Annotated in this window: 19 protein-coding genes; 6 read left to right on the top strand and 13 right to left on the bottom strand. The window is 32.1% G+C overall.

The genetic code is table 11. The features are described from left to right. Positions 1-258: 258 nt before the first annotated feature. Positions 259-1,617, bottom strand: a complete 1,359-nt coding sequence (locus tag BR44_RS08235; RefSeq protein ID WP_211249870.1) for an MATE family efflux transporter — start codon at positions 1,615-1,617, stop codon at positions 259-261. Between the two features lie 747 nt (positions 1,618-2,364). On the opposite strand from BR44_RS08235, the gene BR44_RS08230 reads away from it, so the two are divergent. Further along, positions 2,365-2,946 carry a site-specific integrase gene (locus BR44_RS08230; protein ID WP_425393559.1) on the top strand — a complete coding sequence of 194 codons (582 nt, stop codon included), beginning with the start codon at positions 2,365-2,367 and terminating at the stop codon, positions 2,944-2,946. 39 nt (positions 2,947-2,985) lie between these two features. Here BR44_RS08230 and BR44_RS08225 read toward each other — a convergent pair whose 3' ends face one another. Then, positions 2,986-4,440, bottom strand: a complete 1,455-nt coding sequence (locus BR44_RS08225) for an aldehyde dehydrogenase family protein (protein WP_034551817.1) — start codon at positions 4,438-4,440, stop codon at positions 2,986-2,988. Between the two features lie 1,104 nt (positions 4,441-5,544). Beyond that, positions 5,545-6,963 (bottom strand): glycoside hydrolase family 1 protein, encoded by a 1,419-nt coding sequence (locus tag BR44_RS08220; RefSeq protein WP_034551816.1) that lies wholly within the window; start codon positions 6,961-6,963, stop codon positions 5,545-5,547. 178 nt (positions 6,964-7,141) lie between these two features. Between BR44_RS08220 and BR44_RS08215 the strand changes: the two genes are divergently transcribed. Together BR44_RS08215 and BR44_RS08210 are read left to right on the top strand one after the other, a co-directional pair. Continuing rightward, complete coding sequence (locus BR44_RS08215; RefSeq protein WP_034551815.1) at positions 7,142-7,855, top strand: GntR family transcriptional regulator; 714 nt, start codon at positions 7,142-7,144, stop codon at positions 7,853-7,855. 151 nt (positions 7,856-8,006) lie between these two features. Then, the gene (locus BR44_RS08210) at positions 8,007-9,329 is read left to right on the top strand and encodes a PTS sugar transporter subunit IIC (protein WP_034553146.1); all 1,323 of its coding nucleotides are present in this window, start codon (positions 8,007-8,009) and stop codon (positions 9,327-9,329) included. 218 nt (positions 9,330-9,547) lie between these two features. On the opposite strand, the gene BR44_RS08205 is transcribed toward BR44_RS08210, so the two are convergent. Then, positions 9,548-10,108 (bottom strand): CGNR zinc finger domain-containing protein, encoded by a 561-nt coding sequence (locus BR44_RS08205; RefSeq protein WP_034551813.1) that lies wholly within the window; start codon positions 10,106-10,108, stop codon positions 9,548-9,550. 142 nt (positions 10,109-10,250) lie between these two features. Between BR44_RS08205 and BR44_RS12065 the strand changes: the two genes are divergently transcribed. The 3 genes from BR44_RS12065 (at position 10,251) to BR44_RS08190 (ending at position 11,816) form a co-directional block, all read left to right on the top strand. Beyond that, positions 10,251-10,376: a thioredoxin domain-containing protein gene (locus BR44_RS12065; protein ID WP_281173139.1), complete on the top strand. Its 126-nt coding sequence runs from the start codon at positions 10,251-10,253 to the stop codon at positions 10,374-10,376. Positions 10,377-10,587: 211 nt separating this feature from the next. Continuing rightward, entirely contained in the window at positions 10,588-11,022 is a 435-nt protein-coding gene (locus BR44_RS08195; RefSeq protein ID WP_034551811.1) for an OsmC family protein, read from the top strand. A 125-nt stretch (positions 11,023-11,147) separates the two neighbouring features. Beyond that, on the top strand, positions 11,148-11,816 hold the full coding sequence (locus BR44_RS08190) for a haloacid dehalogenase type II (protein WP_034551809.1): 669 nt from the start codon (positions 11,148-11,150) through the stop codon (positions 11,814-11,816). Between the two features lie 381 nt (positions 11,817-12,197). Here the strand turns inward: BR44_RS08190 and BR44_RS08185 are convergent, their stop codons facing one another. From BR44_RS08185 to BR44_RS08140, 9 genes are all read right to left on the bottom strand, one after another. Next, positions 12,198-13,004: a hypothetical protein gene (locus tag BR44_RS08185; RefSeq protein WP_034551807.1), complete on the bottom strand. Its 807-nt coding sequence runs from the start codon at positions 13,002-13,004 to the stop codon at positions 12,198-12,200. A 151-nt stretch (positions 13,005-13,155) separates the two neighbouring features. Then, positions 13,156-13,518 (bottom strand): DUF1475 family protein, encoded by a 363-nt coding sequence (locus BR44_RS08180; RefSeq protein ID WP_051912624.1) that lies wholly within the window; start codon positions 13,516-13,518, stop codon positions 13,156-13,158. A gap of 95 nt (positions 13,519-13,613) precedes the next feature. Further along, on the bottom strand, positions 13,614-14,402 hold the full coding sequence (locus BR44_RS08175) for a GDSL-type esterase/lipase family protein (RefSeq protein ID WP_034551805.1): 789 nt from the start codon (positions 14,400-14,402) through the stop codon (positions 13,614-13,616). A gap of 23 nt (positions 14,403-14,425) precedes the next feature. Continuing rightward, a complete protein-coding gene (locus tag BR44_RS08170; RefSeq protein ID WP_034551803.1) occupies positions 14,426-15,427 on the bottom strand; it encodes an ABC transporter permease in 1,002 nt (333 codons plus the stop codon). Between the two features lie 12 nt (positions 15,428-15,439). Continuing rightward, positions 15,440-16,351, bottom strand: coding sequence for an ABC transporter ATP-binding protein (locus BR44_RS08165; protein ID WP_034551802.1), 912 nt, complete (start codon positions 16,349-16,351; stop codon positions 15,440-15,442). A gap of 177 nt (positions 16,352-16,528) precedes the next feature. Beyond that, positions 16,529-16,753 carry a DUF378 domain-containing protein gene (locus BR44_RS08160; protein ID WP_034551801.1) on the bottom strand — a complete coding sequence of 75 codons (225 nt, stop codon included), beginning with the start codon at positions 16,751-16,753 and terminating at the stop codon, positions 16,529-16,531. 1,029 nt (positions 16,754-17,782) lie between these two features. Continuing rightward, positions 17,783-19,780, bottom strand: coding sequence for a transketolase (tkt, locus tag BR44_RS08150; RefSeq protein ID WP_034551799.1), 1,998 nt, complete (start codon positions 19,778-19,780; stop codon positions 17,783-17,785). 91 nt (positions 19,781-19,871) lie between these two features. After that, entirely contained in the window at positions 19,872-20,432 is a 561-nt protein-coding gene (locus BR44_RS08145; RefSeq protein ID WP_051912622.1) for an SIS domain-containing protein, read from the bottom strand. Position 20,433: 1 nt separating this feature from the next. After that, positions 20,434-21,786 (bottom strand): PTS ascorbate transporter subunit IIC, encoded by a 1,353-nt coding sequence (locus BR44_RS08140; protein ID WP_281173156.1) that lies wholly within the window; start codon positions 21,784-21,786, stop codon positions 20,434-20,436. Between the last annotated feature and the right edge of the window lie 21 nt (positions 21,787-21,807).

The following is a 21,807-nucleotide window of genomic DNA, read 5'->3' as shown; positions in this document are numbered from 1 at the left end:
CCTCTTTTCTAGAAGTGTGACATACCTACTGTTTGTATGTTGGTTTTGAGCTATTATTTATTTCCTTGATTGTGTAGTTTCTTTTATCTAATCCTTAATCTCATAATTCAATACTACATCTTATATTTATTTAAAACTTGAAAAAGGTCATTATGACTCATGAACACATGAAATGAGATAAATTCGTGTATCTAGAACCTTATTAGAACAAAATTTTATTTTTCTTCTTGTGAAAATGTTTAAAGCCTCTTTGGTGTCTTAGTTCTTTCGATTGATTATTGACTTATTTCTCAACTGTTCTAAATAAATACCTATTCCAGTGACAATCGATTCTGTTATAACAAATGCAAGCCATACACCTATCATATTCCAAAAATAACTTGCCATTAGAACTACAGGAACAATAATGATTAATCCTCGTGAGAGTGAGATAAATAGTGCTTCTCTAATGTTTTCTGTAGCACTCAAGATCATAGTGGTTACAATGTTTATACCTGCAAAGAAGAATCCAAGAAAATAAAATTTTAGTCCTACATCTGCCATTTGCGCAACAAGGCTATTATTTTCACTGTTAAAAATTTGTATAATACTTTCAGAAAACACCATAGTGATAATATAGATTACAAATGCGATTATAAACGTTGTAATCAAGGCAAATTTACGGGTTTTTTTTAGCCTATCAAATTCTTTTAGCCCAAAATAGTTGCTTATTAACGGTTGGGCACCTTGAGCTAATCCAGTGAAAATCGCAATGGCTACTAAAGCTAAATTAGCTACAATGGCATAGGCTGCTACCCCGTCATTTCCTTCTAGTCGTAAAATAACGATGTTAAAAGTAATCAAAGCAACGGCTGAAGAGACTTCAATAATAAATGAAGATAGTCCTAAACTAAAAATATCATAAACTAGATTTAATTCCAATTTATTTCTAATCAACTTAATCGTGTTATTCTTATGTGCGAAATGAACCATCAGAACTAAAATACTTATCATTGGGGCGAGGGCGGTTGCAAAAGCAGCACCAAATATTCCCATATTAAGCGGGAATATAAATAGATAGTCTAAAATGATATTTGAAAAACTACCCACTAGCATGGCAATCATTGATAAATTTGGATTGTTGTCATTTCGTACAAAGGCTAACAGAATATTATTCACTATAAAAAATGGTGCAAAAACTAGAATTGTAGTCAGATACGTTTGCGTTAATGGTAGAGTTACGCTATCTGCTCCTAGACCCATAGCTAAACGCTTTGAGCCAAAAATACCTATCAAGATTAATAGTATTCCTATCACCAGTCCTACTTTTAATGCGGTAGAAAATACACGATTAGCTTTCTCATTCTTTTGTGTTTTTAATATAATGAATTTAGTAGCCCCTCCAATCCCTATCATTAAACCCAGACCATGTATAATACTATAAATAGAAATTGAAAGATTCAGTGAGGCTATTCCTATTGAGCCCAAAGCTTTAGACACAAAATAGGTATCCGCCAAGATATAAAGAGAAAGACCCATCATGCCTAAAATATTTACACTGGTATACTTAATAAATTTTTGAAGAACTGAATGCTTCATTTTTTCTCCTTTCAAAATAAAAAGGCATTCTGATAACATTCCTCCTAAGACCTAATGGAATGCTACAGAATACCTTATAAGCTTCACCCGGTGGCGAAGTTTAGGCTTATATTTTTTACGCTTCAAAATAGTATAGTACAAGTTCAATAGATGGTCAAGTACAACCTAAATGCAGTTCATAATAACATTCAAACAAAAAAGTCGAATAAATCCAGTCTCCAAATGGACTAGTTAGGATACTCTTTTTTCTAGTTCACTATTTTAAAATAGTACGATAAATAATTTTGTACGAATGATTACAATTTAGTTTTAAAAACTCTTAAAAACTCTTCTTAAAAGCAGCAAATAAACGAACTAGAAAAATAAAGCTTTTTAGCCTATTATTTTTCTGTTTCTTTTATCTATTCTCTATCCAGGTATTGAAAAGCTATTATTCCAATATTTAAAGAAATTGATGATAAAAAATTGTTTATATTAGTATGACAGTGGGATAATTAAAAACACGACGTATATAATCCAGCTAACAACAAGAAAAGATTGCTTTATGAATGTCAGGTCAACTCTCTGTTTATCCGCCTCTTCTAATCTATCTCAATTTTTTCTTATCGCACCAGTTTTCACAGGAGGTTTTTAGTCTATTTTTTTTATGATACATGAAATGAGATAAAATTGTATATCAATCGTCCTTTCATACTAGGTTTTTTTCAAAACTCCTTTTGACAAATGACTATATAATATACTAAAACGAAATCATGTATCTTTTTTGTGAGAAAATAAAACTTTTCGATGAGTTCCACCGTGCAACCATTAAAATTACAGCAAGCAATAAATGACTTTTTATTTGGGTTAAGACGCAATAAAAATGCGAAACGAGATGTTCTCCCTTTTTTGATTGGAATTAATTACGGTTTATGTATGTTAGATATCGTCAAACTGAAGAAAAAGGCCATTCTTTCAGTTAAAAATCCCCGAATTGTCGAACAGAAAACGAGGAAAACCCCTATTTTATATTTAAGTAGTCTACAGGATCTGATTCAGGAATATATCAAAGACCTGGCAGCAAACACGCTGCGCAAAATCTTTAGCTACCATTACTACAAAAAGACCAAAGATGTGGCCACGTTAATGGAAATCTTTATTCTTAGCAGCAAAACAATTATGAAACACTATATTGGAGTCAACGAAGATAAAATTAGTGAGGATTTATTGAACTTCAGTCTGGGATTCTGTTATTTTTTCAATTTGATTCTTTTATCCTATCGTGAAGAACATAGCTCACTTAATTCTTTATTAAATAATAACACACTCCAACTTAAGTACAAAAGAAAGACAGACGAAGAAATTCATCTTCGCCTATCTCTTAACTAAATGATGGGTTTTCTTATAAGACTAGTAGTCTTATATTATTTAAAATGGATAGTCTCTAGGTTTGACTTGATCAGATATCCATTGATACGTAGTAAATTCATCCAGTGAATGCTCTCTGCCGAAACGGCCGAGACCGGACATTTTTTCGCCTCCGAAAGCAATATAAGGTTCATCGTTAACACTTTGATCATTGATATGAACCATACCTGTTTCCCATTTCTGAGCAAATTTGAATGCACGCTCTTTATCTGTTGTATGAAGAGCGCCACTTAATCCAGCTTCTGTATCATTAGCTACCTTAAGCGCTTCTTCGTCATCTTTGACAGGAATGACAGTCACAACTGGTCCAAACATCTCATTTTTCGCAGTAGTCATATCGTTGGTGCCCTTAAGAATTGTAGGCCCCATAACATTTCCGTCTACTTTCCCTTCAAGCAGCATCTCTGCTCCTTCTTCTTTTGCTTGCTTAATTTCTTTTTGAAGTCTTTCGATAGCAGAATGTGAAATAAGCGGTCCTACCAAAGTGTCTTTCTTCTCTGGGTCCCCTACTTTAATTGTTTTAGCTAATTCTACAAATTTCTCACAAAACTCTTCCATAACCGATTCTTCAACAATGATTCGATTAACAGACATACAGATTTGACCGCTATGCAAGAACCGTCCAAAAACGGCTCCACGAGCAGCTTTTTCGATATCCGCATCATCTAATACAACAAAGGCATTATTTCCACCTAGTTCGAGAATCGTATTTTTCACATTTTTACCTGCTATCTCACCGATATGTGTTCCAACCTCAGTTGATCCAGTAAATGAAATCATTTTAGGGATCGGATGCTCATAAAAAGCGTCACCGATTTCAGAAGTTTTAGGCGTCAAAACATGCATAACACCTTTAGGTACTCCAGCTTCTTCAAAAATTTTCCCTAGTACCGTTCCGCCGCTGACTGGGGTAGAAGAAGAAGGCTTCAGAACTACCGAATTTCCTGTTGCCAATGCTGGTGCCACGGAGCGCATGGCTAGATACATTGGATAATTAAAAGGTCCAATCACTCCTACGACTCCTAACGGCTTACGAATCAGGTAGTTCGTTTTACCCGGAACCATTGATTGATTGACGGTCGTTTCCATAGCAAATGGGAAATTTGTTGCTAAACGAACGATTGAAATACTCAACTCTACTTCTTGTTCAGCTTTTATAATCGTTGAACCAGATTCTTTAACCAGTATATCAATCAGTTCATCTTTTCGGCGTTCCATGATTTCTGCAGCTTTGCGCATAATACCGTTTCGTTCAAAAGGATTCATATCTGACCAAGCTGGTTGATGTTCTTTTGCAGATTGATACGCTTCGTCGATATCATCTAAACTGGCTGCTTGAAATGTTGCATAGGTTTCTTGTGTGTAAGGGTTGATGGACTCAACTTGCTTTGAGCCTTTTCCATTACGCCAACCTCCATCGATAAATTGCAAATCTAAATTACGATAAGTTTCCATTTTATCCCTCCCTCTCTTTGTTATCTTTATTATAAAAAGAAAAATGAAAAGAAGAAAGTAATTCGGCTTTTGTATAAAAACAAATAGAATAAAAATTTGAACCAAATAATAATTTTAGTTTATAGAATTTTTTTCGTTTTTTCATTTTTTTTTTCGTTTTTTTTTACGTTCGTAATTGATCGGAAATTTTCCGTAAATTTCTTTTAAATGTTTCGTTTCTCAAGTACTCATGCCCATCAATCCCAATACGAACAATTTTTATTTCTGCTTGCTTTTTTGTTATTCATTTTCGGACAAATCAAAGTCGGATTTTCTACTTTTTCATTTTCTGGTCTCCTTACTATTACTCATAGTATACACATATCTTTGTAAACTTAGATACATGTATACGTGTGAATATAACAAGTGTACTTAATTACTCGTCCAAAGTAAAAATTTTTAATCCTACATTTACCAATTTAACTATATCTTAATTCTTTATTTTTATCTATCAGAGTATCATTTTTTAAAATAATCTCACTAATTATTAGTTGATTTATCTAAACATTTACTGTGTTTTTGATCTATTAACTTTAACGATAGATCTTTATAAATGTTGTATTATAAGCAGATTAAAAATAAATTTCTTGTACTACCTTCAAGGAGAAGACTTACAAGTTTATTTAGTACGAGCACTATCGCAAGCTATTTCTGACTAATTTAAGATTGAATTATATACCAACGCTATTTCGTCTTTTGAATCATAAGCTGCTCTCAAATAAAGTTAAACCTAAAAATCTAATTTTTTTTTGAGGTTCTGTGGCCAATTATGATTTTGAATTCAAATTGACTGTTGTCCATGAGTATTTAAATGACAAAGGCCGTTATCTATTCTTATTTTGAAAATATGGTGCATAGATTGCATTATGGATAGTTAACAACGATGAGCTTAGAGAAAAAACAAAAAACAGAATAGATTTCTGTACTCTGAAAACTTCAAATTTTTGAGGTCACTATACACCTTTAACCAACTATTTTATTATAGGTAGTTATTTCTGCTATTTTAATAGCCTCTTTTTGTTCTTTAAAAGCATATTTAACTCTGAATAAATCTTTCAGAATATATTACACTAGTAAATCTTTATCGTATTCAAAACCATTTTCATCGCTTAGTTGCTTATAAAATTCTCCACTTTTCTTAATTGTTCGTTTTTGGGTAGGTAAATCTAAAGAGACTAATCCATAACGATTTTTGTAAGAATTAATCCATGACCAACAATCAATAAAAGCCCATAAATGATAACCTTTAATATTGCATCCATCATTAATAGCTTTCCATAAATACGCTAAGTGGTCCTTAATGAATTCAATACGGTATGTGTCTATTACTTGACCACTCTCATCCATGAAAAGTTCTTCATTTGCAACTCCCATTCCGTTCTCGGAAATAAATGCTTCAATATTTCCATAATTATTTTTAATGTCTATACATAAATCATAAATACCTCTTTCATAAATCTCCCAACCTCTGTATTCATTCATACGACGCCCCGGCATAATATGATTTTCAAAGAACCATTCCGGTAAAAATGGACCTTCTTGGTTAATCGCTGTTAGGCGAGCTTTTACTCGACGAGGTTCATAGTAATTTAATCCTAGTATTTGTGAAGTGTTTGCAGCAATACATGCTAAATCTGATACAGTAAAATCAGCAGGCATTTGATCATAATCTTTTAATAAATTAACTAATTTTTCAGGAAAAGTTCCTTTAACCATAGGATCAAGAAAACTTCTTGTATAGAACAAATCAGCAATTTCAGCTGCTTTTACGTCAGCTGGATTTTGACTTCTTGGAAACGTTGGACTTAAATTCAAAATAACGCCAATTTTGCTAGATAAATTATATTTTTTAAAGGCTTCAATAGCTTTAGCATGAGATAAGATTGTAAAGAAAGCTGCTTGAGCACCTCTTTTAAAATCAACAATATTTGGATAATGAAAATCTTCTAGATATGAACCTAAAATAGGTCCAAGTGGTTCATTAAAGGTAAACCAATGATAGACTAAGTCTCCAAATTCTTTGAAGCATGTATCAGCAAAGTTTACATATGCGTCAACAATCTCTCGAGATTCCCAGCCTCCTATGTCCTGTAATTTAGCAGGCATATCAAAATGGTAAAGATTTGCAAAAACCTTTATACCATTTTCATTCATCTCTTTAAATAAGTCTTTATAAAATGCAATTGCTTTAGGATTTACTTTGCCAGTACCACCATCAGGAAACATTCTAGCCCAAGAAATTGAGACACGAAATGAATTGTGTCCGGTTTGTTTCATTAACTGGACATCTTCTTTATATTGATGAATATGATCAGTAGTTATTTCTGAACCAATCCCTTTATAAAAACGATATGGTTCTTCTTCATACCATCTCTCCCAGACCGTTTCAGCTTTCCCAGTTTCTCCTCTTCCTTCAGCCTGTTCGGCTGACCATGCAGAACCCCACCAAAAATCTTGTGGGAAAGATAATTTTTGTTTATTCATTCGTATTCCTCCTTACATTATAAAACTATATTAACATTACTTTCGATAAAAATAAATACTTTTATTTAAAACAATATACTTTCATAATCATGTTATATATTTCATCTAGCAATCGACCCCATATCTATGGTAAAATATACCTGTTACTATACTTATTAAAAAAATTAGGAGCTATATTATGAAAAAAATCCCAAAATATATGAATGTATATCTAGATATAAAAGAAAAAATTATGACCGGTTATTATAAGGTTGGAAAAAAGCTTCCATCAGGAGAAAAACTTGCAGAAGAATATAAAACTAGTAAACTTACTGTAAAAAAAGGTATTGACTTGCTCGTTTCTGAAGGAGTTTTAAGAAGTAGAAGTGGTTTTGGAACTGAAGTTTTAAGAACACCTATTGATAACTCAAAGGTTTTTGGACCAAATGCAGGATTATTTAGTGTGGTAGGAGAAGAACATGTTAAATCCCAAATTCATAATTTTTCAATTGAGTTACCATCTAAAAAGGTAGCTGATATGCTAAAAATTGATTCAAAGGATTATGTTTATAACATTATTAGAAGTCGTTTTATAGACCAACAACCGTATTCAATCGAACAGACATTTATGCCTTTGTCAATTATACCAGGACTTGAGCCCAAACATTTAAAGAAATCTGTTTACTCTTACATTAATCAGGAACTTAACTTAGAGATTAAAGACTCTCATATATGGATAAAAGGGGATCTAGCGACAGAGTTTGATGTGCATATATTAGATATTGAAAAAGGAGATTTTATGATTGAAGTAGATAAGGTAGTCTCACTTTCTTCTGGAACTCCTTTTGAATATTCCTTATCTAGACATATATATAAAGACTTTATATTTGAAGCAGTATTTGTTGAAAATTAGTCAGTTAGAAACAATTTCTTAAGATTTTTTCTTTATTTTTTTTAATATATATATCTTTTTTTTAAAGTATTTACTTTTATATAAATCTGCTGTAATATAGGATTATAATAAAAAGTTATCGCTTACAAAAAAGGAGAAGAGGTTTATGAATATGACAAAAAAAGATAAGTTACTTGAAAAGTTCGGATTAATTGCAACAAAAATAGGCAATCAAATTCATCTACGTACTTTGCGTGATTCATTTGCAACCTTTATGCCGTTTATGATGTTAGCTGGTTTTGTAACATTAATAAATTACGTTATTTTAGAACCTACAGGATTTATGGGTAAAATAATTGATCCAGACACACTGACAACTGTTCAGCAAATTGGTATGTCAATTGCAAACGGGACATTAAGTATTACTGCTTTATTAATTGTTGCAGCAGTTTCTTACCACATGTCTGTTAACAGGGGTTACACTAATCATATTGCAGTTATACTCGTATCAATTTCAACATTTGTTGTATTAACACCTATGAATACAATGTTTACACCAGAAAATGCTAGTGAAGCTATTGAAGTTACAGGAATATTACCAATATCTCATATAGGGGCTTCTGGAATGTTTGTCGGAATTTTTGTTGGGTTGTTGGCAACTGAATTATTTATTAAATTATCAAATAATGAAAAATTAGAAATCAAATTATCAGGCAACATTCCGCCAGCAGTTTCGAAATCATTTAATGTTTTAATTCCAATTATTATAACTGTTACCACATTTGCGATTATTTCTTTTGCAGTTAATCAATTATTTAATATAGACGTAAACGGATTAATTACAACACTTATAACTGGTCCTTTAGGTAAAATTACTACCGGATTACCTGGGTTCTTATTAATTACATCAGTAGCCAATTTATTCTTTGGATTTGGTATACATCAAGCAGTTATCTCAGGTCCTCTTCTTGATCCGTTTTTACTTCAAAATATGCAAGAGAATATGGCTGCATATGCCAATAAAGAAGAAATTCCTCATATTATTAATATGGCGTTCAAAGATAGTTTTGCCGTAATGGGAGGATCAGGAAATACTATTGCGTTATTAATTGCTATTTTTATATTTAGTCGTCGTAGCGAGTATAAAGAATTTGCTAAACTTACAGTTGCACCTGCAATTTTTAATATTAGTGAGCCGATTATATTTGGTCTTCCAATTGTTTTTAATGTAAGTTTAATTATTCCTTTTGTACTAGCTCCTGTATTTTCTTTAACAATTGCTTATTTTGCTACAGCAGCTGGATTAATTAATCATGTTGTCGTCCAGATTCCATGGACTACACCACCAATACTTTCTGGGTTCTTAGCAACCGGCGGTGATTGGCGTGCATCCTTATTGCAAGTCTTAATTATTACAGCAAGTGTATTTATATATCTACCTTTCCTACGTATTGATGAAAAAGTTTCAGCAAGTATGGCAAAACAACAAATTTAATTGAATTAAAATAAATACAATTGATTACCAAAAAATTTAGTCATTACTAACTGAAGATGAGCTGGAATAAATTCGGATTAATACCGTATTTATTCCAGCTCATTTTTAATTAATAGGATATAGTTTCAACTTTAAGCCCATTAGCATATTCATTAAATTACTTTGTATATAATCCCAAAAACTCTTCAACTGATAATATCGTCCCTATATTTCTATGTCTATTTATTACTTTTTTTAGCATAATATTTATGTGCTTTTGTTCTATTACCACAAATTTCCATTGAGCACCATTTTCGTCTTCCACTTGTATCAACGAATAATGCATAACATGAGTCAGACTTGCATTTTTTAATTTTAGGAAATAGGCCATTATAATGGGCCGTAAGCATATCATAAGTGATAAGTGAAATGAGTCCATCAGTCCCGCCTTCACTTGGTGTAGGTCTAAATTCTTTGTCGAAAAAAAGAGGGGCTTTCTCAGTATTAGATGCTAAATTCTCTAAAAATTTTGATTTTGTTTCGGGTTCTAAAAAGTAAGATCTACACTGCTCACGAAATAATTGTATTTTTTTTATATCAATTGGAGATTCCTTTATTTTCTCAACTTGTTCGGAATGTAATAAACCTCTTTCTTTCATTAATGACAGCCAAGCATCCATTAAACCTTCTTCTTCAAGAAAATCTGTAAAAACATTGTTTCTTCCATTAATTGTATTAAGTAGATTAATGAATAAATATTCAGATAGATAAGAATATCTTGTTTCTATATTTTTAATCATTTATCATTCTCCTTTAAACTGATTGATTGACTTTAATAATACCATACTGTACTATCAATGTATAACCACTTGAGCGTATTTTAACGGTTAAAAAATAAAGAGAGATTATAAATCTATTAAATGTTAAACAGATGCAACATTTGTGGGTGGTACAAAAGATGGCTCAGTTATCGCTGAACTTGGAGTACCTTGGTGTGGACCTTCTAAATTGATTGCACCTGTATTAAAAGAAATTTTCCAAGTAGAAAATGGAATAATCAGATATTGATAAAAATCCAGGAATAACAAAAAAATATAGTATTATGATTATTTCTGCAATCCCCTTCTTCAAAGATGGATAACTAGTTGATCAAAAAAATGGATTTCAATCTAAAGATGAAATTATTTCTACTGCTTAAAAACATGTATAAACAATGTAGAGATAATCAATATTTATAGAATAAGTAAGAATAAAATTAACATAAATAGGAGAAAATCAAATGACTAAAAAAATCGAAAAAATTACAGCAATTTCAAAAGGGATGCAAACAGTCGCTAATTCTAAAGGGCATCAGATTATTATTGATGAGCCTCAACAATTGGGTGGAAAAGATGAAGGAGCAAATCCACTGGGGGTATTTCTAGCTTCACTAGCAGGATGTGAGAACGCTATAGCTAATATGGTAGCAAAAGAAATAGATTTTGATCTTCAAGGTATAGAATTTGATATAAAAGGAGAAATGAATCCAGAAGGCATGATGGGTAATAAAGATGTCCGTCCTTACTTTAAATCAATTAAAATAAATGCTCGTGTAAAAACAAACGAATCTGAAGAGCGTATTAATGAATTACAAATAATAGTTGATTCAAGATGTCCCATATTTACAACATTAGAAGCTGCCGATGTCGAAATGATTCCAAATTGGACAAAATAATAAAGATGAAAATGAAACACATATGTTATCGTATAAAACAGTCATTGAAGTAAGTATGCAAAACGATTATTTAATAACTTCACAACTAAGAAAGCTAAGATCATAAACTATAAGGAGCTGAAAAAATGATAAAAACGGTATTATTCGATATGAACGAAACACTGCTAGATTTGAACGTATTAAAAGAAAAATTTGGGAAACATTTTGAGGATAAATATGTGCTTAATTATTGGTTTGCCAAGTTGCTTCACTCCTCCACTGTCATCGGCGGTATGGATGAATACACTGATTTTGGAAAACTTTCAGAAGCTGCGTTAGAAAGTGTTTTTTTAGAGAGTGGCAAAGAGTTAACAGATGAAATCAAAACGGATATTTTAGGTTCATTTAGAAATTTACCAGCATATGATGATGTCCCTGCAGCGCTTAAATTATTAAGAGACAATGATATAAAAGTCATTTCCGTAACGAATTCTTCTTACAAAATGGTTAAGGAGCAGCTGATTCATTCAGGACTTATTGATTTATTTGATTCGTATTATTCTGTAGAGTCCGTACAAAAATATAAACCATTTAAAGATATCTACCACTATGTAATGAATGAAGAAAACATTCATGCTGATGAAACGGTCATGGTTGCGACTCATGATTGGGATTTATTTGGTGCTAAAAAAGTTGGACTTGTCACAGCTTATATCAAACGTAAAGAAGATCAATACAACCCTTACTATTTGAAACCAGATATGTCAAATAGAAACTTAGTGGATTTAGTCGAAGAAATTATTCGTTTTAACTAATTAGTCTCAGACTAATTCGCTCCAAAAACTCCTCAAAAAATATTCGAGGAGTTTTTTTATATGAACCGTTTTAAAAAATCGTTAAAAAAGGTATCCTGAGTTAACTAAAAAAGTAAAAAACATAGTACAAAACATCAAAAAAAAAGATTGATTGCTCTTTGTCTTGTCCGCTTATTAGCAGAATGTAATACATAAAATTGCTTAAAAACGTGTATCTAAAACCTTACTAAATAATGGTTCTTTTTTTATTTTAAAAGTAAAAAAATCCAGATATTTTTATCAATAAGATCTTATAATTTTATTATAAACTAATAGATGAGTAATCGAGTCAAGTCTTTAAACATAAGCTCAAATGTATTATCATTTTAATTAGAACTATTTTTATTTTTCCCTATTTAAAATGTTAAATCCAATAAAGTAAATTGTTACCCCTACTATAGCTGACAAGTATATAATTAAATTATTAAGACTTGTATCACCAAATAAAAATAACAGCAGAACAGCAGAACTATACACTATTTGACTTGCTAAGAGTTTAAATCTGTTTAATCTATTGCCTTTATCATCTTCAGTTTCAGCTTTTGATAAAAACCAAAATAATACAAAAGATAGACTTAATGTGGCAATGGCGAATATATTGATTGGATCTAAATAATTTATAGTGTTGAATGATAAATAGCTCATAAAAAAGCTCTCTACTATAAAGAATGCTAAACCAATCCCACTAGCTATCAATGCTGCTCTCATTTTTTCTCTAGCTTTTATAATAAAGGCTATAGCTAAAATAAATATCACTAAATACACACTGTTTCCACCGTTTAAAGATAGGTATATAGTGAGTCCTAATACTGAAAAAATATCAAAAACGGTTAGCTCTTTTCCTGTAATTCCATTTACTATTCTCATGAGTAAAAGCATCCAAACAATCACTAAAAGCTGAACATTGTCATAATACAGTAAATTCAAAAATGAAAAGGCAGCGGCCAGAAATGCTGAATACTCATGTTTTGGATCAATTTCTCTAGAAAGTGCCCAAGTTAAAAATACTCCAACTCCTATATAAATCCCTGACGAAACCTTTCCTGTTAACATCCATCCTATAGCAACTACTAACAGTGACAATAGTGCTATTAGTTGATTTGTTTTATAACTAAAATCTGTCTTTCTTCCCAACGTAAACGTAAACATAAACTCACTCCTTAATAAATACATTATACCTTAATTTTTAGATAACCATTGAATCTAATCCACTATAGGTGGAAAACTTGCATCACTTATCTTATCCGTTAAAAATCATTGGACTTCATCTATCCTATTTTCAAATAATTGTTCAAAGGTTTCATTTTCTTGTAGTATTTAATTTTTCTACTATCTCTTTTCTTCTACTGCCGAAGAAAAATTCCGTCCAGTCGCCTTTACTTTTATATAAATTAACTAGTATATACAAGCTTGCAGTTAAAAATCCAAATAACACCATTAAAACTAAAAGTACTCCAATCAATAGTTTATTCTTTTCTCTAAATACAATCCAAGTTGAAAAGATAATGATTCCTGCAAAGAGATCCACCAAAGACATAACTCCCCAATTGTTATTTAACAGTGCCGAACCCTCTACTGAGAAATCACCATTTATAAATACATTTCCCAAAGAGATAACCATTGCTATTGCGCATAAATAATAAATAAAATTAATTTTTTTCACGATAATTTTCCTTTCTTACTTTTTATATGAGAACTTTTTGCTTAACATTATAAACTAACTTTTACACACTGTCGCTAATATAGCTAGCATTTTATCTAGTTTAATATTCGATAAAGTTCTTCTGCTATCACTTGATACCCTAAACCACTTGGATGAAATTCATCTATAGAGAGATAGTCGTTTAAATGGTATTCAAATAATTCATAAGTTGGTATATAGGCAAATTTGACATCTGCATTTACAATTAAACGAGTTTCATAATTCCATTTTAAAAGTAATCTGGCCTTTTCAGGTTCTTCTTTGCTATAAGGATTGTATAAACCTATGCATGCTAATTGTGCATCTGGATTGATCGTTCTAATCTCTTTAATTATAAACTCTAGATTTTGTTTGTAGTTTTTAAGCGCTTCCTCAAATGCGATTGTTAACGTTACATTGTCTTCATATTCTAGACGATTTAAATCATTTCCTCCAATAGATAGGATAATTAAATTTGCATTTGAAATACTAGATTTGTTTTCTCCACTTTTAATTAAATCTACAAGTTCGTTGCTTTCATAGCCTGGTACTGAAATATTCGTAATGGCTTTTTTATTTTCATTATTTTTATTGACTAAATCTAGGTATCTTTTTTCTAACCCTAAATTTTCTTCATCCCCTACTCCAAATCCAATAGAGTCTCCAAGGATGAGTATGTCAGAAGCAGCTTCTGGAGTTTTATCTCCTTCTTCAGGTGTATTTTGTGAGTTTTCCATTGGTTTTTCTGTGTTCTCTTTTTCTTCACTCCTACTTACGTATACAGAGGTCATAAATCCCGCTATAAATACAATCAATAGCGCTATTGAACTAAATAATACTAGTGGCCATATTACTTTTTTAAACATAGTTATTCTCCTTAATAGTCGATTTAAACTAGGATATCTTTTCTGTTAAATACTCTAAAACTTATTAGCAATGATAATACAGCCCAAGCACTTAGTATAAGAATAGAAAAGTTTAAACTCATCCCTTCAATAGGCTGGTAGGATCCAGTTAAATATCGAGTGAGATCTAAATTGGTTACAAAAAAATACTTGACTAATTGCCATTCAGATAAGAAAAACTGTAAAAACTGACCGCCGATTAGAGAGGCCATCAATATGCCAATGGCCGACGAACTATTATCAACTATCACCGAAATCAATAGTGTTATAGAGGCTACTACTATCGACACAAACCACAATAGAGAATAGATCAATAAAGTGTATTGAAATTGAGAGATTAATATCGTTGAATTTGAATCTAATTTACCCTCAATCAAACTGAAACCTGTTACTACGGGTTCACTAAATCCCCATTGTTGAAAAAACAAATAGGATACTAAAGTAGATAGGGCACCAATAATAAACACTAAAATTGTCGTCATCATGATGAGTGCAATATACTTGCTCAATAATACTTTCCATCTAGGTACTGCTCTTGTGAGTAAAACTTTAATCGTTTTTTGGGAGAATTCACTTGAAACTACATCTGCAGCTAAGATTACAATTAAAAGAGGTATAAACAGTGTTATGCCTTGTTCTACAAATTGAACATTAAATTTAGACGCTGTAGGTGTTATAGGATTGATGTCATTTTCAATAAAATAAGTCAATTGCTGAATTTCTCTATCAATAGACGCTCTAACTTCCTCTGGTATGAATTCATTATTACTACGATTTTCAAGGTCATTGAGCCTTTGAGTAGTAAGGGCTTTCCAATCATATTCTATACCCCCAGATTCCGCCTCAAATTTTTGTATATTTCTGTCATAAGAATATTTCTGTCCATATGAAAGTAAACTCACAAAAATTAAAAGTAAAATAATGATCAGGACCATTTTTTTCTTTAATAAGATCTTTATTACCTCATTTTGTATTAACGAAATCATGCTATCACACCTTTACCCGATTTTATGTTTATCTGTAAGTGTTAAAAATAAATCTTCTAACGTTCTCTTTTTATTTTCGACATATTTGATTTCTATACCTGAATTAAATAAAGTCTTATTTATTTCTGAAAGCATTTCTACGCTAACTAGCGCTATTAATTTTTTTGCATCAATAGATGAAGCTACATTAAAATTATTTTTAAGGACTGCTTGTGCCTTTTTTGGATTATCTACTGTCCAAACAACTTCACCAGTTGATAAAATTTCATCTATTGATGCATTTTTGATAATACTTCCATTATTTATAATACTGACTCGATCACACATCAATTGAACTTCACTAATTAAATGTGAAGAGATCAACACTGAAATGCCTTTTTCTCTAGCTAACTCTTTTATAATTTCTCTAAACTCATGTATGCCTTGAGGATCAAGTCCGTTTGTCGGTTCATCTAAAACTAATAATTTAGGTTTGTGAATCAAAGCTTGCGCTAAACCAATTCTTTGTTTCATTCCCATGGAATAAATATTAATTTTATCGTTAATCCGATTTCCCATACCGACTAATTCTACAGCTTCATCTATATCCTTCTTAGTGACACCTTTTGACATGCTACCTAATATTTCAAGATTTCTATATCCACTCATATAATCATAAAGATCGGGGCCTTCTATCATACAACCTACATTAGACATCGCTTTTACGTAGTCTTTTTCAATAGAATACCCACAGATTTTTATATCTCCTGAAGTAGGCTTTGATAAGCCTACAATCATTCTTAAAGTTGTTGTTTTTCCAGATCCATTAGGTCCTAAAAAACCCAATATTTCTCCCTTTTTAATATCAAAACTGACATCTTTTATAATTTGATTTTTCTTAATCTGTTTTGTTATATTTAAAACCTTTAACACTGATGTCTCCATAATAAGCCTCTTTTCAAAGGTATTTTTATTCCTTAGTATTAAACATTCGCTACTTAAATGAACCTCTATTTTTTTGGGAATGTAGTACATTTCGATAGTATCGCTTTTTTAATTGTACCCGCGATGAAAAACAAACAGCAAAAAGAATGAAAAGTCATTTTTTTATTAGTCTGAAGTTTATGTTTTTCTATACTGAGAGGTTGTTTGAAAAGTAATTAGGGGAAAGAACTTTACTGAATAAAGGGCACAAAGACTAACAACAATATAGCCGATTTTAGATAAGAGGAATGTTTCTCCACCAAATATCGTAGCGTCCAAATCAAATTCGAAGAAACCAACTAGCAACCAGTTCAAACCACCCACAATTAACAGACCCAAAGCAACACTATCTAATGTTTTCATACTCTCACCTCCTTTTCTATTCTACCTTCAGTATAGGGTCAAAAAAAATAAAAGTCTAATAATAACAACAGCTATTGTTTTCGCTCTTTTTAGGTTGAAATTGTTGTTATTTTAAACTTCAGACGACAAAAAAAGGGTGACTACCGTCTCTTTTCCAAGGATAAAAAACAATCTATTTCATACTATCAATTAGTCTAATTCCCTTTTTTTCTTCCACTCCACTAGCTATTTTTTTGTATAAATATCTATAGGACATTGCTTCACTAGTTAATTTCTATAGATGAAGATATTACAGTAGAAAAATTATTGGTTCAACCTGATTTAGCAAAAATCTTCACATATCAAGTTGTTCCTGGAAAAGTTATGATGGCTACTGTAGTAGATGGAAAGGATAGCACTAACAGTAAATGGGTAATAGTTGATTTTTGATCTTTCTGGAGATCCAATGGTTAATTAATCTACGGTTACTAAAACAAGTCTTACTAGTCTTTATGGTTATGGAATAAAGAAAGTATCTTAGAACAGTACAATCCGTTTACTCCTACTGCTTTATTTTTTGCTAACTTATAAAAAAATTACTAATTGGATATCCTAAAGATAAAGAAAACACTGTTATGCAGCCTTAAATTAATGAAAAACATAAAATCGGATATCATTTTAAAAGGGGGGGCACTTTTATAATTCATATATGAATTGACACAAAATCATGTATCAAGAGCTTTGTGAATTCAAGGTTCTTTATTTCTTTCTGTTACCATTCCAATACTCTGCAAGCCTACTACTGTCTGCTATGGGTACACTTAAAATAACCGTCTGTAAAAAAAAATTATAAGAGGGGATAACTAGAACCTTCAAATATATATTTATGAAAAGACCCCAAAAAGTTAGGAATGCACCTACTTTTTGGGGTCTTTTCATTTTTTAATCTCTCTTAAAAAAATTAATTCTTATTTTTATTGGTATTCATTTCAAACAGGTTAAAGATACTCGAAACGATAGTTTTTATATTCTCATTAATACTATCTTCTATTATAAAAGTTTGTTAAAAGCTTTTACTATAGGTTTTACAGTGAATCCATATTCTTTAATTATTTTATCTCCAGGCGCGCTTGCTCCGAACTGGTCAATTCCATAAGCAAAACCGTCTAAACCGACATATTGTTTCCATCCGAATGTTGCTCCCATTTCAATCGACAATCTTGCACGTACATCAGAAGGTAGTACACTTTCTTTATATTCATCATCTTGCTTCTCAAATAAATCAAAACTTGGCATAGAAACGACAGAAACGTCCGTCCCTTGTTCTTTAAGTTCTTTTTGGGCTTTTAGAGCCAATTGAACTTCTGAACCGCTGGCGATTAAAATCCCCTCGGGTCTCTCACCTTCTTGAGAAGATAATACATAAGCTCCTTTTTGAACAAACGAACGTGCCATTTCTTTCGTGTTCGGTAAAATTGGTAAGTCTTGACGTGTCAAAACGAGAACAGTTGGGTGATCACTAGAATTTAGTGCTAGTTCCCAAGCAGCTACAACTTCATTCGCATCAGCTGGGCGGATAACAGATAAATTGGGCATTCCACGCAAACTAGATAACTGTTCAACCGGTTCGTGAGTTGGACCATCTTCTCCTACTGCAATTGAATCATGCGTAAAGATGTAAGTTACAGGCAAATGAGAAATAGCTGCAAGACGTATAGCAGCCCTTAAGTAGTCTGTAAAAACAAAATACGTCCCCACATAAGTTCTTAATCCTCCATGCAAAGCAATTCCATTTGCTGCTGCTGTCATTGCAAATTCGCGTACACCATACCAAATGTTTCGCCCTTCATATTGACCAGCTTGAAAGTCTTTTTCCCCATCGATTATCGTATTATTGGAAGATGACAAGTCAGCTGATCCACCCCACAAATTAGGAACTTTCTTGGCAATTAAATTCAATATTTGACTGCTTGTTTTACGGGAAGCAGCCGCTTTATCCATTATATCAAAAATTGGTAATTCACTGTACAAATTAACTGGTAGTTCCCCAGACAGAGCTCTTTCAAATTTGCTTGCTAAATCTACGTATTCTTTACGGTAATCTTCTAACATTTCTTTCCATTCTTTTTCTGCATTCTCGCCTGTTTTTCCAATTGTTTGGTGGAACCGATCAGCAACCTCATTGGGAACAAAAAAGTCTTTATCTTCCCAACCATAAACTTTTTTAGCAGCTTCGATTCCTTCTAAACCAAGAGGTGAACCATGAACTTTATGTGTCCCTGCATTTGGAGAACCAAAGCCAATAACCGTTTTCACTTCAATTAATGTTGGTTGTTCAGTATTTTGTTTTGCTTTTTCAATTGCTTGATTGATTTCATTTAAATTATTACCATCTTTAACTAAAATATGTTCCCAACCATAAGCTTCAAAACGTTTCCCTACATTCTCTGTAAAGGATTTAGAGATAGGACCATCTAATGAAGTATCATTTGAATCATATAAAACAACTAACTTACCAAGCTTTAAGTGACCTGCTAAACTAGCTGCTTCAGAAGAAACGCCTTCCATCAAGTCTCCGTCTCCACAAAGAACGTAAGTATAATGATCAACAACTTTATAGTTTGGTTTATTGTATGTTGCGGATAAATGTGCTTCTGCCATTGCTAATCCAACACTATTAGCAATACCTTGACCGAGGGGACCAGTGGTTGCTTCAACACCATCCGTATGATGGACTTCTGGATGGCCTGGTGTCTTGCTATTCCATTGACGGAATTGTTTTATATCTTCTATAGATACATCATAGCCCGATAAATGCAGTAAACTATAAAGAAGCATTGAACCATGACCCGCAGATAAGACGAAACGATCTCTATTAAACCACTGAGAATGCTTAGGATTTACTTTCATTTGTTTTGTCCATAATACGTATGCCATAGGAGCAGCACCCATTGGCAAACCAGGATGTCCAGAATTAGCTTTTTGTACACCTTCAATACTCAAAGTGCGAATTGTGTTAACTGCTAAACCATCAATTTTATCAAACATATTTTCTCCTTCTTGTTTTATACTTTTTTAATCTTTGATTACATACAATCAAAATTATTTTGCAATCTTTTTTTAAAATTAGAATATTTCACTATTTTTGAGCGATATATTGAGATAGTACATGACAAATATACATATGAACATCTTCAACAATGCCATAATTTTCTGAAGGAACTGAAATCATCAAATCAGCACTCTCCCTTAATAAATTTCCTTGGTTATTAGTAATACAAACTGTTTTATTCCCTTGATCTTTAGCATAATTTTGAGCTAAAACTAAATTTTCTGAATTACCTGAAACTGATAAAGAAATGACTAAGTCATCTTTTCTGATCAAGTTCTTTAATTGTTCCACAAAAACTTTGCTATAAGAGATATCATTACCATATGCTGTCATTACTGGTACATTGTCTGTCAAAGAGATGAATCGAGCCTTAAGCTCTCTCTTTTCTAAACCCACTCCTTTGTTAAAATCACAAACCCAGTGAGAGGCAGAAGCAGAGCTTCCACCATTACCTAAAACAAAGACATTTTGACCTTTAATCATAGCATTTTCAACTAAACTTAGTAATTCTGTTAGTGAATTTTGTTCTAGATTTTCCAAAGTCGATATATATTCCGATTGATAGTTTGAGATGAAGTCTTTAAACATATTAATCTTCTTTTACTTGTTCTTGTTGTAATTTTCCGCTACTAACTTGGCGGTAAGCAGATCCTGATAAATATGTTACTAATACTAACAACAAGACATAAATACCAGTTTTACCAAATAAATTGCCTAAGTAACCTAGTAAAATACCGACACCAGCAAAATCTGTATCTCCGAAAGTTGAGTTAGCAAAACCTAATTCACCCATTAATGGTAACAATAAAGCCGGTAAGAATATCAACAGTGCACCATTAAATATCCCACCAATTATGGTTCCTCTTAAACCACCAGTAGCATTTGACAATACCCCAGCGCCCGCTCCAACAAAGAATAGAGGGATTAAACCAGGAATAATTACTGGCAAGTTTGTGAATGGTAAGATTAAGAAAACAATAAAACCTCCAACAACTGAAGATAAGAAACCAATTAGAACAGCATTTGGTGCGAATGGAAAGATAACTGGTACATCTAATGCTGGCGTTGCATTTGGAACTATTTTATCAGAGATCCCCTTGAAGGCTGGTACAATTTCAGATAACATCATCCGAACACCTTGAAGTACAATCACGAAGCCCGCTGTAAATTTAAGTCCTTGCATTAAAGCATAGATTACAACATTATCTCCACCAGACATTTCATTAATGACACTAGCATCTGCAAACAGAAAGGTTACAACATAAATTAACATCATAACAATTGCTGTTGAGATAGTATTATCACGGAAGAAGCTTAATTGCTCAGGGACTTTAATATCTTCTGTTGACTTTTTTTTATTTCCAGTGACACCACTAACTAAAGCAGATAGACTATAAGAAAGGGCATTAAAGTGACCCATAGCTATATCATCATTACCAGTTACTTTACGGTAAAACGGTTGAACGATAGCTGGTGAAATCGCCATGACCGCTCCTAAGAAAATCGAACCGACGGCCACTAATTCAAAGCCACTAAAACCAATCGTACCTAACACAGCTGCTAGTAGGGCTGACATGAATAACACATGGTGGCCGGATAAGAAAATATATTTTAATTTAGTAAAACGTGCAATTATGATATTAAAGACAAAACCAAAAGCCATGATTAAAGCCATTTCGCTACCGAGAATATTCTCAGCCACACCAATTACAGCTTCATTGGCAGGAATTACTCCTTGAATATTAAAAGCATTCTCAAAAGCTGGTCCTAAGGTGTCTAATGCGGAGGCAATAATTCCGCCACCTTCCGATAGAATTAAAAAGCCAATCACAGTTTTAAGAGTACCCGTTAAGATTTTAGAGAACGGTTTTTTTAAAGCCACAAGACCAATTAAAGCAATTAAACCAATAATAATAGCTGGTTGATTAAAAAAGCTATAAATAAAATTTATTATTAAAACACT

This window comes from Carnobacterium funditum DSM 5970, assembly GCF_000744185.1.
Taxonomy (GTDB): Bacteria; Bacillota; Bacilli; order Lactobacillales; family Carnobacteriaceae; genus Carnobacterium_A; species Carnobacterium_A funditum.
This window is presented reverse-complemented; position numbering and strand designations above follow the sequence as displayed.

What these genes read in the sequence shown, in the direction of transcription:
- BR44_RS08235 (WP_211249870.1), bottom strand. Translation starts at nt 1,617, where the DNA reads ATGTTATCAGAATGCCTTTTTATTTTGAAAGGAGAAAAAATGAAGCAT.
- BR44_RS08230 (WP_425393559.1), top strand. Translation starts at nt 2,365, where the DNA reads ATGAGTTCCACCGTGCAACCATTAAAATTACAGCAAGCAATAAATGAC.
- BR44_RS08225 (WP_034551817.1), bottom strand. Translation starts at nt 4,440, where the DNA reads ATGGAAACTTATCGTAATTTAGATTTGCAATTTATCGATGGAGGTTGG.
- BR44_RS08220 (WP_034551816.1), bottom strand. Translation starts at nt 6,963, where the DNA reads ATGAATAAACAAAAATTATCTTTCCCACAAGATTTTTGGTGGGGTTCT.
- BR44_RS08215 (WP_034551815.1), top strand. Translation starts at nt 7,142, where the DNA reads ATGAAAAAAATCCCAAAATATATGAATGTATATCTAGATATAAAAGAA.
- BR44_RS08210 (WP_034553146.1), top strand. Translation starts at nt 8,007, where the DNA reads ATGACAAAAAAAGATAAGTTACTTGAAAAGTTCGGATTAATTGCAACA.
- BR44_RS08205 (WP_034551813.1), bottom strand. Translation starts at nt 10,108, where the DNA reads ATGATTAAAAATATAGAAACAAGATATTCTTATCTATCTGAATATTTA.
- BR44_RS08195 (WP_034551811.1), top strand. Translation starts at nt 10,588, where the DNA reads ATGACTAAAAAAATCGAAAAAATTACAGCAATTTCAAAAGGGATGCAA.
- BR44_RS08190 (WP_034551809.1), top strand. Translation starts at nt 11,148, where the DNA reads ATGATAAAAACGGTATTATTCGATATGAACGAAACACTGCTAGATTTG.
- BR44_RS08185 (WP_034551807.1), bottom strand. Translation starts at nt 13,004, where the DNA reads ATGTTTACGTTTACGTTGGGAAGAAAGACAGATTTTAGTTATAAAACA.
- BR44_RS08175 (WP_034551805.1), bottom strand. Translation starts at nt 14,402, where the DNA reads ATGTTTAAAAAAGTAATATGGCCACTAGTATTATTTAGTTCAATAGCG.
- BR44_RS08170 (WP_034551803.1), bottom strand. Translation starts at nt 15,427, where the DNA reads ATGATTTCGTTAATACAAAATGAGGTAATAAAGATCTTATTAAAGAAA.
- BR44_RS08165 (WP_034551802.1), bottom strand. Translation starts at nt 16,351, where the DNA reads ATGGAGACATCAGTGTTAAAGGTTTTAAATATAACAAAACAGATTAAG.
- BR44_RS08160 (WP_034551801.1), bottom strand. Translation starts at nt 16,753, where the DNA reads ATGAAAACATTAGATAGTGTTGCTTTGGGTCTGTTAATTGTGGGTGGT.
- tkt (WP_034551799.1), bottom strand. Translation starts at nt 19,780, where the DNA reads ATGTTTGATAAAATTGATGGTTTAGCAGTTAACACAATTCGCACTTTG.
- BR44_RS08145 (WP_051912622.1), bottom strand. Translation starts at nt 20,432, where the DNA reads ATGTTTAAAGACTTCATCTCAAACTATCAATCGGAATATATATCGACT.